This is a genomic window from Parasphingorhabdus sp. DH2-15, assembly GCF_051668705.1.
Lineage (GTDB): Bacteria > Pseudomonadota > Alphaproteobacteria > Sphingomonadales > Sphingomonadaceae > Alterisphingorhabdus.
In genome coordinates this window covers 300,846-313,974 of the sequence record NZ_CP196351.1, presented here as the reverse complement: position 1 = coordinate 313,974, position 13,129 = coordinate 300,846, and the positions used below count along the sequence as shown (strand labels likewise).

Genomic DNA, 13,129 nt, shown 5'->3' with positions numbered 1-13,129 from the left:
TGGACCAAGGCCCACCCATGCGATGAATTGCCTATATCAGATTATAGCCCGTCAACGCTTTTGCTGACCAATATATTCACCGCAACGCGGCGATTTTGCGCTTTGCCTTGGGCGGTGGCATTGCTGGCCACGGGATCAGCCATCGCCATGCCCGTTGGCGTCAACATGCGATAAGGCTTCCAGCCGCAATTTTGTTGCAGATAATTGACCACGCTGCTGGCGCGTTTTTCGCTGAGGCGCTGGTTGATTTCCTGTGTGCCGGTTGAATCGGTATAGCCCACCACCAGCAATAGCGCATTATCTGTCGCCTCTGCCTGTGCAGCGGTTGCGCATAATGCCGCTTTGCCCTGCGGAGACAATGCCGCACGGCCCGTATCAAAATTCACATTGGTTGTGGCTTTGATATTATATTGGTCAATATCGCCAAAACGGCCGCGCAGAGCCGCCGTTGCTGCTGCATTTTTGCCAATGGCCATATCCTGCTGGCCAAAACGCTGAGCCGTTCCGTTGCGGACCAATTCCGCTGTCTCAAGATCATCATTGTCAAATTTGATCTTACGCGCGACCAGATTATCGCCCCACAATACGGTTTGGACGGTGATCGGCAAGCCATTCAGCAGTGAATCCGAATCCAGCGAAGCACGGCGCAGACCGAAAAGACCCTTGCTGGCGCGAATTTGGGTGTCGTCACTAATGCGAACAGGGGTGCCATTGCCGTCAGCGCTGGTCACCAATATTTCATCATCCGCCTTTGCCGCAATAAAGCCTTTAATCTCTGGCCCCTCCGCCAGTTCAGACAGATCAGCCGGTGGTTGGTTATTGCCCTCCACCAATATGTCCTGATCCGGCAGTGGCTGTTGCTGCGCATAAACACCGCTCGATATAGGCAAAGTCAAAGCCGCCAGAGCGAGGATAGCCGTTGTGTTGGAAATGTTCTTCATTTCAATGCTCCTTCAAAAGATATCAGCCTACGCCGCGCAAGAGCGACGTCTGCCCATTACCCCCGTTTTGAAGTGCCTGATCAGTCACGCATATATGTTGCGCCCAATTCGTGAATGACAAGATACACGGCGCGATAGTTGCGATACGCGCCGATACTCTGCATCATCAGCCGTCACGCCTTGCCCGAAAATGAATATGGTAAGGCCACGCGCCAATAGCGGTTCACCAGAGTGAATCATGCGGTGAACTGCCATTCAGGCTGAATAGATGCGCTGCCATTGGGAGCAGCAAGCCGATCAAAATGTTGAGAGAACCGGCCCGCGGAACGCAAAAATATTAAGCCAAAGGCTCAAAATAAACTTTCAAGCCATCTTTTGGCTGCGGGATAGGCCAAAATTGAAAATCCGGATCATAACCCTCTTCCACGACGATACGATTAGTGGTCAGGATTTCGTGCATCAAAATCTTGATCTGCATATAGGCGAAGTGCAAGCCCAGACACATATGTGCGCCGCCGCCAAAAGGCACCCAAGCGAATTTGTGGCGTTCACGCACCAATTCTGGCGTGAAGCGCATCGGGTCAAACTTGTCTGGATCGGGCCAATGCTCTTCCATCTTATGCACGGCGCCAGCGCTGATACCAACAGCGGTACCGGCAGGCACTTTATAGCCCATAAATTCGAAATCCTTCACTGCACGGCGCGGTGTTGATGGCACAGGCGGAATAAGCCGTAGCGATTCCTTAAACGCCATTTCGGTCAGTTCCAGCTTGCCCAAATCGTCAAATTTCAACTGGCCATTAGGCGCTACAGCCAAACATTCCGCACGCAGTTTTTCCTGCCAATCGGGGTTTTGTGCCAGTAATAGCACCAGCGATGAAGCCGATGAGGTGATGGTGTCATGTGCCGCCATCATCAGGAAGTTCATATGATCAACAACTTCATCTTCGGTCAGCAAACTGCCATCATCATGGGTGGCGCGGCAAAACTGGCTGAACATGTCCGGCCCTTGCTTCTCTCGCCGCTCGCGCACTTGCGGGGTGAAATAGTCTACCAGATATTTGCGGCCAGCGACGCCGCGGCCCATTTTTGTGAATGGCAGCGGGCTGCGCACAGCACCTACAGATGCCTGTACCATATCGACAAAAGCAGTGTTGATCTTATCAGCCTCCGGGCCCCAAGGAATGCCCAAAAAGCTGGTTGCTGCCAGATCGAGTGTCAGCTTTTTAACTTCGGGGTAAAAAGCGAATTTTTTGCCTGTCCAGTCTTTTACGCGCAGCGCGATCCCTTCGGACAGGCTTTCTGCATAATGGCGCATCGGCCCGGGTTTGAACGCGACTGACAGCGCTTTGCGATCGGCGCGGTGATGGTCAAAATCCATCAGCATCAGCCCACGCGGGAAGAGAAGATTTAAAACAGGCCCCCAACCTTGCTCTGAGGAGAAGGTCTTGCTGCGGTCAAACAGCACCAGCTCATTAGCATCCGCACCGACCAGCGCCACCTGTTTGCGGCCAAATTGAAAGGTGCGGTAAATAGGGCCATATTGCGCATACATTTTGCGGCCAAAAGCGCGTGGGTCACGCAATGCGGTAAAGGTGTGTCCCACTATTGGCGGTCCATAATCGCCAGGCAGATGATCGATTCCGCCATCTGGCATTCTCACCCAGTGCGGATTACCGCTATCTCTAAAATCCGGGTTTGGAGAAATACGTTTCACGGCTTCTTTTGGCGATTTCTGTGTGGGGTTTGCAGCAATACTGGCCATGTGACACCTTATGTTATCAATATTTACGGCGATGAAATTCGCATATTCGCGATAGTGCGTTCATCACCATCTCTATCTTATTAACCGATTGGTTAAATACCTATTTACACGCATGTTAGCAAGTGAATTGGCAAGCTATCGCCTTGTGTATGAATGGGACGCAGCCAAGGCATTCATATACAATTCAATTCGATCGCCTTAGTGATACCAATTGAGAGGTGAGAAATGTTCAGATTCGCAGCATCAAATAAGCTCCATATAATGGGCGCATTCATCGGCAGTTTTGCCCTTAGCGGCTGTGTCTCATATGGCAGTCCAGGATTTAATGATTACGCGTCTGATGAATATGCATATTATGACGAATATTGCGACCCTTATGCCGGCAGAGACGTATATGTTGAGTGCGACAATTTAAACGGCTTTGGCGATATTGGCTTTTCTGGCGGATATTATGATGGATTATTCTACCCGGGTCAGGGCCTTTTTCTTTACGATATTTATGGGCGTCCATGGCGACTGAACGAAGCACAATTATTTTATTGGTCGCAAAGGCGGCTGGAACATAGGCGGCAGCGTATTGGGCGTAACGGCCGCATAGCTGGAGCAAGAGCTGGCCGACCCGGCCGCGCAGCCAGAGTACGGCGCGATGGGCGACGCGCAGACCGACGGGGTTCAAGCGATGCGATTAATAACCGCAGAGGTAATGGCTCAAGAGGTAATGGTGTGCGGGGCAATGATGGCTTTGGCGCAGATGTTATACGCAATGCAAGGCGTGCACGGCGGCAGGAACGCCGAGCTGAACAGCAAGAACAAGCAACGGACGGCACTGTAATAACGCAGGAAGGCCGCAGAGTTAACCGCCGCGCAAATCGCAATACCACAAACCGCAGGGTCAATCGCGCTGCACGACGCGGTAATAATGGCGCAGCACCGGCAGGCGAAGGTCGGGCAGCTGAAGGCCGGGCAACCCCTGCAACGGAGCGCCGGGCAGGACGAGCCAATCGCAGTGAACGGCGTGCAAATAGGGCGGCCCGGCGCGGCGTCCAGCGAGCAAATACACAAAACAGTACTGGTAATCGCAGAGCTAATCCTGCGCCAGCCGCTGCTCCAGCGACCAACAATTCTGGTAATGATAATAGCAGTGCGAGCCAACCGCGTCAGCGCGCACGTCCTGCCGCTCGACAGAATAGGAACGATAGCAAGCCGCAACGATCCCGCTCAAACCGGCAGGCACGCCCAAGACCGTCAAGACCGCGCAGATCACCGCGCAACACATCTGGTCGGCGCCGTCTGCCTAACCCATAAGAATATATAACTCTCTGCTAGCCAAAAGCATGGCGGAGAGGTATTTTCAATCATGGCATATTATACACTGCTCCAAAAATCGGTGCCGTTCTGATGCCCGGTGCAGATACACCATTGACGTGGCAAGACATTCCAGCCGCAGCCATTAGCGAGCGTTTTATAACTGCTTCCGGCCCAGGCGGGCAAAATGTCAACAAGGTCTCCACCGCTGTACAGATGCGGATTAATATCTTTGCACTTGGTTTGACATCACCAGTCTATCACCGGCTCAAAATGCTCGCCGCTTCCTACCTAAATCTGCAAGGGGAGATTGTGATCACTGCGCGGACGCACCGGACACAGCCTGCAAATCGTCAGGCAGCACAGCAGCGTTTTCTGGAGCTTCTTAATCAAGCGCATATTGCACCTGCAAAACGCAAGAAAACGCGCCTGAACCGCGTCGGCAAAACCAAGCGGCTGGCACAAAAGAAAAACCGCGCTGACATCAAAAAAGGGCGCGGCAAAGTCTCCTTTGATTGATAGCATGACATGCGCATATGTTTGCCATGCTGTGATAATGAGATAGCACCGATAAGATAATCTGGCGCTTGCGCATCTGCCCGCCTATATGTCGCACATGTATGATTTTCAGACCAATGCCGATGCACCAAAAAGCGTGCTCTATGACGATTTGCTTAGAGCAGCGCGTGCGCTGGTTGCTGATGAGCCGGACACCATTGCCAATATGGCCAATATCGCTGCTTTGATGTGGCAGTTTTTGCCCGGGCTTAATTGGGCCGGATTCTACCGCGTTGTCGATGGTGGGCTGATATTGGGGCCATTTATGGGCAAACCCGCTTGTATAAGAATAGCTATGGATCAAGGCGTATGCGGTGCAGCCGCGACGAGTGGCGAAACCCAATGTGTAGAAGATGTCCATGCATTCCCGGGGCATATTGCTTGTGACGGCGATACGCTGTCCGAACTGGTTGTCCCGGTCTTTGCCGGACAGGGTGCAGATCGGCATGTCGTTGCCGTTATTGACTTGGACAGCCCATTAACAGCACGCTTTGATGGTGAGGATGCCAAAGGAGTAGAGCGTCTCGCGCAGCTGATGGAAATATGTTTTAGCGCATAAATACACGCTAATTGGCAGCAAATTTCTGGGTTGGCCTTTTAGGGCGAACCTTGAGGTAACCTTATTGGCGAACTCTGCCCCAAAACAGGACAAACCGGCAAAAACGCCCCAATCACAACGTGAATTTACAGGCAGTGCATGGCATAGCATGCACGAAAATGGTAACAGTTTATCAACCAATATTCTTGGGCTTTGATTAACTATTATATCGATCAAGCCCGTCAAGGGAGCTGTTAACTATGAAGAACCGCCTAAATACTCGCATCGCATTGATGGCCGCTGTAGCAGCATGCGCAGCCGCAAGCCCAGCCAACGCAGCAACATCAATCAGCGACTCGAATATATCTTCGTTTTCAGCCCTACACATATCAACAATGGACGTGTTGACGGACGATAAGGTGCAGCAAAGCCGTGACATTCGTTTACCAGCACCTGGCTCGACTGGAGTCAGCTTTCCTGACCCGGCACAGCGATTGCCTAGACAGCAATTGCCCAGCACGCCGTTACCGACACAACAATTTCCGGCCCAACAATTGCCAGCGCAGCAATTTCCCGCTCAGCAATTGCCGGATGCCAGCCTGCCCAATGGTGGTTTTCCGGAAGATGATCTGAATGGCGCAGATTTTCGCAATCAAAACTTTGACGATCGCAATCTGATCGAACGCTGTCGCCGTGACAATGGTGTTGGCGGCGCACTTATTGGCGGTGCGATTGGCGGACTTGCCGGCAACCGGATTGCTGGACGTGGCAACAGAACGGCAGGAACGTTAATCGGCGCAGGGGTTGGCGCTATAGCTGGCGCAGTTATTGACCGGTCTGAGCGTGATCCATGCGACCAATTCCGCCAGCCGCAGCAACAGGCATATGGTGATTATGAAAGCTATTATGCAGCCTATAATCAATGGTTGAACAATTATTATACTGCTTATTATCAGCAATATAATGCTTATGCCCAAGCGGTCGCCAACGCCCAAAGCGGCACCACAACCGTTACCGTGACAGGCGGGTGCGGCTGTCAGCAACCAGAATATGTGACCGAAGAAGTCTATGTACGCGAGCCAGTGAAACGGGTTAAGCGGACAAAAGCAAAGCGCTTGCGCCGTACAAAAGCTCGGCCAGCAACGCGCTAAATCGATTATTGCCCCAGTTCTGAAAAGGGCTGGAGCACAATCATTAAAACATAAAACGGCCACAGCGCATCAGCTTACGCAAATAGATTGTGCGTTGAAGCATTGCGCGTGACCTAGTCAGCGCAGCGCAGATATAGCCGATGATATTATCAGCAGCTTATAATGTGAGTGATTGACGCAGCTTTTCCTGCATTTCGCGAACTGGAGAGGCCTGTGCCATGCCTATTGGTAAGCCATCGTCATCGGCGGTTTGCGAAATATTGGCCTGACGCTCTTCAAGACGCTTAAGCCTGTCAAAAAGCTCCTGACTGGCATGCACAAGATAACGGCTTTGCGGATCAAGCGTGGCGATAACATCAGGCTCACTCTCATTCGCACGGCCCAGCATTCTGCTGTGATTGCGCAGCTGCCTCTCAGTAAGCTCACCAGCAAAATAGGCCTTGCGGTTTAAAAGCCAGGCAATGGCGTGCATCAGCCGCGTCGTGACCTTGAGGGACTCGCAAGACAATTCCACCTTTCGCACAGGTGCCAGAAAAGCCTCTGCAATCGCATCGATATTGGCGTTGGAAAAATGCTCCCTTGCCTCTTCTGCAAGCAGCATCGCTTCTATGTAGAGAGCGTCAACAAGGTCCGGTGTAACATCCCGGGCTGTACCGATGGATAATATAGAAGACATGGTTTGACATTAGCCAGTATCTGCTTTCGGTGCAGCCGTTATTTGTCCACAAACAGGTGGGTATAAAGCGGTGTATCAAATTGAAACGCGGAGGAGCGCGAGATTGTCGTCCTTTGTCAGACCAGAAACGGGCCTAAGCGATAATATCGGGTATCAACATATCCTCAATGGCAGATATTTGATCCTTCAAACGCAATTTGCGCTTCTTCATACGGGCCAATTGCAATTGATCATGTCCGCCAGACAAAGCCAAAGCATCAATGGCAACATCCAGATCATGATGTTCCAGTCGTAATTGGGTCAATTTCTGCCTGAGTGCGCGTTCGTCCATATTGGGTGTCTATCCTGCATGTTGATGAAGCGCCATTCTATTTTTTCGATGAAGCGTTGCTCCATAATGGATGGATGGTAAAGACTCTCATCACAATTCATGGTGTAATGTACATCCCTTCGAACGAGTCGCAGGAGACACATATGGATACGCAGCATCTGCAATCACTACAACAAAAGCACGCCGCTATTGATCGGAAGATCCATGAAGAGCAGCAACGCCCCGCCCCAGATGCCTATCGAATATCCAGCCTGAAAAAACAGAAATTGCGACTGAAGGAAGAAATAACCCATTAGCTGGGTCAGCCTTCAAAACAATATGGCTTTGACCGCTTAAACTGGGATGATGGCCATTTCACTTTATATCTAACGGTTGGAATGGCACGCCATTATCGCCTTACGACATCTATTGTGAAAACGCCGCGATATGATAGGCTGGGGTTATGACCTCAGCCACAGCCTCCGCACGAAAGATATTGACCGAACTGCACGAGCTTATGGCATCGCGCGCCAATGCGCAGGCCAAGCTGAATCAGATGGTTGAAATCATTGGCGCGGCTTTGAACAGCGAGGTGTGTTCATTATATCTTTTGCGTGAACAGGCGCTGGAACTGTTCGCGACACGCGGCCTAAACCAAAGCGCTGTCCACGTCACAAAATTGGCGCTTGGAGAAGGGTTGACCGGCCATATTGCACAGCAGGTTGATACGCTTAACCTTGCTGAAGCAGCCGCACATCCGGACTTTCAATATCGCCCGGAAACGGGGGAAGAACGTTTTCACAGCTTTGCCGGTGTGCCGATTATTCGCCGCGAACGCGCTGTAGGCGTGATATGTGTTCAGCATGTCGAGCAGCGCCGTTATGATGATGTAGAAATCGAAGCCCTGCAAACCGTTGCCATGGTGATTAGCGAATTGATCAGCAATGCAGAGTTGATCGATCAGGAAGCCGTGGCGGACCTGTCGTCAAGTTCGACTGGACCTGCGCGCCTGTCCGGCCTTACCTTGGTCAAAGGTCTGGCTTTTGGCCGTGCTGTTTTTCACCAGCCGCGCATCACCATCGAACATGTTGTCGCAGACGATATAGAGGTTGAACGCCAAAGGGTTTATTCAGCCTTCACCAAAATGCGCGAGCAGATTGACGACATGGCCAGTCAGGCCGAATTTGGCGTCGATGGCGAGCATCAGGAAATCCTCAAAACTTACAAAATGTTCGCTTATGATGAAGGTTGGTCGCGGCGCATCAACGCCGCCATTGATAGCGGACTGACCGCAGAAGCAGCTATAGAACGCGTACAGCAACGCACCAGAATGCGGATGCGTGAAATTGACGATCCCTTGCTGGCCGAGCGGATGCATGATCTGGAAGACCTTGCTAACCGTTTGCTGCGCATCGTATCGGGCCAATTGGGTACAGCTGCAAAGCTGGGCTTGCGCACTGATACCATATTGATAGCGCGCAATCTGGGCCCAGCGGAGTTGCTGGAATATGACCGGCGGCGCTTGAAAGGCGTGATACTTGAGGAAGGGTCACTAACGGCGCACGTCACCATCGTTGCCCGCGCCATGGGCATACCGGTGATTGGCAGGGTCAGCTCTATTCGCCATATGGTGCGCGAAGATGATGAAATCCTGCTCGATAGCGACGAACGGATTGTGCATGTTCGCCCGACAGAGGCCACACTCACAGCATTTGAAAGCAAGTTCAACCAACGCAAGAAACGGCAAGCCAGTTTTGCCGCATTGCGCGACGAACCAGCCATTACCAAGGATGGCGTACCGATCTGCCTGATGGTCAATGCCGGACTGCGTGACGAAGTGTCTGCCGTCAACCATAGCGGCGCGGAAGGCATAGGTCTGTTCCGCACTGAATTTCAATTTCTGGTGTCAGCAACATTACCGCGCCGTGAGCGCCAGATGCGGCTCTATCGCGATGTTATGGATGCTGCTGGCGACAAACCTGTTGTGTTCCGCACGGTTGACATTGGCGGTGATAAGTCATTGCCATATTTGCGTAAGGACACTGATCAGGAAGAAAACCCCGCAATGGGCTGGCGCGCATTGCGCGTTGCGCTCGATCGTGATGGCTTGATGAAAGTTCAGGCCAGAGCATTGCTGGAAGCCGCAGCAGGACGAACATTGAATGTTATGTTCCCCATGGTTGCAGAGCCATGGGAATTTGATGAGGCAAAGGCGATTTTTGAGCGGCAGTGCCAGTTTTTAACCGACCATAAGAAGATGCTGCCCGAAAAAATCCGCTATGGCGCAATGCTGGAGGTTCCTGCGCTTGCCGAGACACTTGACATTCTGATCCCTAAAATCTCTTTCCTGTCAATCGGCACCAATGATCTAACGCAATTTCTGCTCGCTGCTGATAGGGCACATCCCAAATTGGCGGAGCGTTATGACTGGCTTAGCCCTGCCATTTTGCGTTTTCTAGCGCGCATTGTTCGCAATGTTGACGGGAGCAGCATTGACCTGACCGTTTGCGGCGAAATGGGCGGGCGCCGACTTTCAGCGTTAGCACTGATCGGGCTTGGCATTAACCGGCTTTCCATTACTCCAGCCGCATTGGGGCCGGTAAAAGCCATGATCCGGTCAATCAATCTGGCTGATACAAAGGCACAAATGTCCACCTTATTGAGCATGCCACCGGAAGACCTGCGCGGTGCGCTACGCAGTTGGGCTCGAGCAGAAGGTGTAGAAATTGACTAAAATGCCTGAAAGCCGCGTAAATTCTTATAGAAAACCGTGATACAGGCGTTGACGTCATAGCTTCTATAATTCAGACCGTGTGAAAGAAAATATTGCGCATAAGGGGCCGCAAATGGAAGACGAAGAACCAGCAAATGAGGAGCTCATGCTTCTGACCGTTGGAGAACGTCTGCAAGAGGCGCGCAAGGCAAAGCAGTTATCCCTTGAAGATATCAGCAACTCGACCCGTATTTCCTCGCGCCATTTGCAATCGCTGGAAGAGAACCGCTTCTCCGATATGCCGGGACGCACTTATACTATCGGTTTTGCGCGCGCTTATGCAAAAGTCGTTGGACTACCGGAAAGTGAATGGCTTGACCCATTGCGCGAAGAGTTGGACGCTGACCAAAATAAGCGTCAGGCATTTGCACTGCCAGACAGCAATATTGAAGAAAGCGGCAAAGTCCCCAGCGCCAAAACGGCTTGGATAATTGCTGCAGTCGGAATTGTTGCTGTTGTTTTGGGCTATGCAGCATGGCGCGGCACGTCTGGTTTCTCCGATATGCCGGAACTCGCTAGCGCAGAAGATACTGCGGGAGATGCAGGTCTGCTCGATGGTTCTGGCCAAGAAGGCGGCGATGATAGCACCGCCGGAGACGAAGGCAGTATTGGCGATGACCCTGCCAATATCGGCCCAGATGCTCCCGTTATCTTTACCGCGACACAAGACCGTATCTGGGTGAAGTTTTATGACGCCAATGGCGATCAACTGATGCAGAAAGAGATGAAGTTGGGCGAGACTTATACTGTGCCCGCCGATGCAGAAGGCCCGCAACTGGCAACGGCTCGTCCAGATGCTCTGTCGATTACAGTGGGCGGCCGCGTTATCGAACCTCTGGGTACAGCAGAAAGAGTTATCCGTGACGTTCCGGTTGATCCATTGGCGCTGCTTAATCGGGCAGACAGCGCTGAGCAGTGACAAGCGTACATGTCCCATTGCTATTGGGGTTAGGGCGTGAGTATGTATCTTGTCTTTGCGCCACCAGCTGTTCACCTGACTATAATATTGGTCTATTTATCATAGCCGATGGCGCAAAAAAGACAGGTTAATATCCTGCAAAAGACGCTGTCATAGTTTCGAACCTAAAAGGTACTTATATCATGTTAGCTTTACCATCCAGCCGCACATTCAGCCTTGCTGTTGCAGCAATAACATTGGTGGCAAGTACTGCCCTATCCGCCCCTGCCATTGCACAAAGTAACAATCTTGATCGCCGTGTTGAACGGTTGGAAGCGGAAGTACGGGCTGTGCAGCGTAAGGTCTTCCCTGGTGGTTCTGAACGTTTTTTTGAACCAGAAGTGCAAAGTGAGACGCCCACGCAATCGCAAAACAGCTCCAACGCCTCGCCTGTGCTGGCCGATCTTCTGGCCCGCGTAGATGCTCTTGAAGCGCAATTGGCCGGGCTGACTTCACAAACAGAAGAAAACAGCTTTCGCCTTGGGCAGATTGAAAACCGCCTGCAAAGCATAGAAGCAGCCGAAAAAGCACGCGAAGAAGCACAAGCCGCAGCGACGACAACTGCTGCATCTGATAATGGCCCAGCCGCTGCTGCCCCTGGTGCAGCACTAGCCGCCGAGCCCAGTGCAGAACGCATTGCCGCCGTATCCGCGATCATAAAACCTGAAAGCGATGATGCTGGTGAAGATGACTATATTTACGGATTTCGTCTTTGGGATGCTGGCTTTTACCCCGAAGCGCAGCAGCAATTGCGCCTGACGCTGGAAAAACACCCCAATCATGCCCGCAACAGCCATGCACGCAATCTGCTTGGCAGAGCATTGCTGGACGGCGGCAAACCCCAAAGTGCGGCAAAAATACTGCTGGAGAATTATCAGACCAATCCGCGCGGAGCCCGTGCACCTGATAGCCTGTATTTCCTAGGCGCCGCACTGATTGCCGCGAAGGATAATGAAAAGGCCTGCGCCGCATTTGATGAACTGGCCGATGCCTATCCCGATGCGGCATCAGGACGTTTGGCAACCCGATTATCTTCTGGCCGTGAAACCGCTGGCTGCTCGTAAAAACTTGCCTCTGCAAAAGCGACAGTCTGGCAATAGTGCTGAGATTGAGGCGCAATTTGCAACCGAGCTAGAGCGGCTGGCAGGCGTATCAATAGCTAAGATAGGCATATGCGTGGTTGCCGTTTCGGGTGGGCCAGACAGCATGGCGCTATTGGCATTGGCCAACAAAGTGCCTGACCTTACAATCATTGCCGCAACAGTTGACCATCAGCTGCGCAGCGAAAGCCATGCCGAAGCGGCGATGGTGGCGCAATTTTGCGCACAGCATGATATTGACCATGCCATTTTGCTGCCTGAGGAACCGATTACAGGCAATGTGCAATCGCGTGCCCGTGACTGTCGCTACGCACTTTTGCAGCAATGGGCCCATGCCAAAGGCGCACAATGCATATTGACCGCCCATCATGCTGACGATCAGCTGGAAACACTTATCATGCGGCTGAACCGTGGCAGCGGTGTCGCGGGAATGGCCGCCATCCGAGCGGTGCATAAGGGTGATGGCGATGTTGCGATCATGCGGCCATGTCTGCCCTTTACCAAAGAGCAATTGGTTAACTATGCCCATGCGCAAAAAATACCATTCATCACTGACCCCAGCAACGAGAACAGAACCTTTGACCGCGTGCAAATCAGGCAAGCATTAGCATCATGTGACTGGCTTGACCCTATTGCCGCCAACAGGACGGCGCAGGCTTTGGATAATGCCAATATGGCTTTGGTTTGGGCTGGCGAGCATTTCGCCAAAAGCCACCTCAAATGCGCGAATAATCATGCCGCCATTAACCCTGACGATTTACCGGAAGAAATTCTTTTAAGGCTGGTTTTTCTGGCCCTTCAGCATTTGCGGCCTGACTATCAGCCAAGGGGCAGCGCTTTGAACCGCGTGGTGCAATCGCTCAAAAGCCGGAAAAAGACCGTGCAAGGCGACATTTTGTGCAGCATCAAGGGCGATATTTGGCATTTTGCCCCCGCTCCGCCACGCAAATCGTCATAAATTGCAACGGATCTGCGATTCTTTGCGTCATTAACCTTATGGCATGGTCAGCCGGTCTATATTGTACTTTGGCGAAATGCGCTTATCTATTAATGA

General features: G+C 52.0%; 13 protein-coding genes. 9 read left to right on the top strand and 4 right to left on the bottom strand.

Annotated features, from left to right (window positions below; genetic code table 11):
- Positions 1-41: 41 nt before the first annotated feature.
- Positions 42-941 carry an OmpA family protein gene (locus tag ACR9YC_RS01475; protein ID WP_438728990.1) on the bottom strand — a complete coding sequence of 300 codons (900 nt, stop codon included), beginning with the start codon at positions 939-941 and terminating at the stop codon, positions 42-44.
- Positions 942-1,278: 337 nt separating this feature from the next.
- Positions 1,279-2,598 carry a cytochrome P450 gene (locus ACR9YC_RS01470; protein ID WP_438731930.1) on the bottom strand — a complete coding sequence of 440 codons (1,320 nt, stop codon included), beginning with the start codon at positions 2,596-2,598 and terminating at the stop codon, positions 1,279-1,281.
- 369 nt (positions 2,599-2,967) lie between these two features.
- Here ACR9YC_RS01470 and ACR9YC_RS01465 point away from each other — a divergent pair, with 369 nt between their 5' ends.
- From ACR9YC_RS01465 to ACR9YC_RS01450, 4 genes are all read left to right on the top strand, one after another.
- Positions 2,968-4,011, top strand: a complete 1,044-nt coding sequence (locus tag ACR9YC_RS01465) for a hypothetical protein (protein WP_438728988.1) — start codon at positions 2,968-2,970, stop codon at positions 4,009-4,011.
- Between the two features lie 93 nt (positions 4,012-4,104).
- Positions 4,105-4,530 carry an alternative ribosome rescue aminoacyl-tRNA hydrolase ArfB gene (arfB, locus tag ACR9YC_RS01460; RefSeq protein ID WP_438728986.1) on the top strand — a complete coding sequence of 142 codons (426 nt, stop codon included), beginning with the start codon at positions 4,105-4,107 and terminating at the stop codon, positions 4,528-4,530.
- 97 nt (positions 4,531-4,627) lie between these two features.
- Entirely contained in the window at positions 4,628-5,128 is a 501-nt protein-coding gene (locus ACR9YC_RS01455) for a GAF domain-containing protein (protein WP_438731927.1), read from the top strand.
- A 239-nt stretch (positions 5,129-5,367) separates the two neighbouring features.
- On the top strand, positions 5,368-6,258 hold the full coding sequence (locus ACR9YC_RS01450; RefSeq protein WP_438728984.1) for a glycine zipper 2TM domain-containing protein: 891 nt from the start codon (positions 5,368-5,370) through the stop codon (positions 6,256-6,258).
- A 157-nt stretch (positions 6,259-6,415) separates the two neighbouring features.
- Here the strand turns inward: ACR9YC_RS01450 and ACR9YC_RS01445 are convergent, their stop codons facing one another.
- A complete protein-coding gene (locus tag ACR9YC_RS01445) occupies positions 6,416-6,934 on the bottom strand; it encodes a DUF1465 family protein (protein ID WP_438728982.1) in 519 nt (172 codons plus the stop codon).
- Positions 6,935-7,067: 133 nt separating this feature from the next.
- Positions 7,068-7,265 (bottom strand): YdcH family protein, encoded by a 198-nt coding sequence (locus ACR9YC_RS01440; protein WP_438728980.1) that lies wholly within the window; start codon positions 7,263-7,265, stop codon positions 7,068-7,070.
- Between the two features lie 143 nt (positions 7,266-7,408).
- Between ACR9YC_RS01440 and ACR9YC_RS01435 the strand changes: the two genes are divergently transcribed.
- The 5 genes from ACR9YC_RS01435 (at position 7,409) to tilS (ending at position 13,033) form a co-directional block, all read left to right on the top strand.
- Entirely contained in the window at positions 7,409-7,561 is a 153-nt protein-coding gene (locus ACR9YC_RS01435; protein WP_438728978.1) for a YdcH family protein, read from the top strand.
- A 146-nt stretch (positions 7,562-7,707) separates the two neighbouring features.
- The gene (ptsP, locus tag ACR9YC_RS01430) at positions 7,708-9,978 is read left to right on the top strand and encodes a phosphoenolpyruvate--protein phosphotransferase (RefSeq protein WP_438728976.1); all 2,271 of its coding nucleotides are present in this window, start codon (positions 7,708-7,710) and stop codon (positions 9,976-9,978) included.
- Positions 9,979-10,090: 112 nt separating this feature from the next.
- A complete protein-coding gene (locus tag ACR9YC_RS01425; protein ID WP_438728974.1) occupies positions 10,091-10,936 on the top strand; it encodes a helix-turn-helix domain-containing protein in 846 nt (281 codons plus the stop codon).
- A gap of 182 nt (positions 10,937-11,118) precedes the next feature.
- Positions 11,119-12,039, top strand: coding sequence for a tetratricopeptide repeat protein (locus tag ACR9YC_RS01420; protein ID WP_438728972.1), 921 nt, complete (start codon positions 11,119-11,121; stop codon positions 12,037-12,039).
- Positions 11,927-13,033: a tRNA lysidine(34) synthetase TilS gene (tilS, locus tag ACR9YC_RS01415; protein WP_438728970.1), complete on the top strand. Its 1,107-nt coding sequence runs from the start codon at positions 11,927-11,929 to the stop codon at positions 13,031-13,033. The genes ACR9YC_RS01420 and tilS overlap by 113 nt, the downstream gene beginning before the upstream one ends.
- Positions 13,034-13,129: the final 96 nt, after the last annotated feature.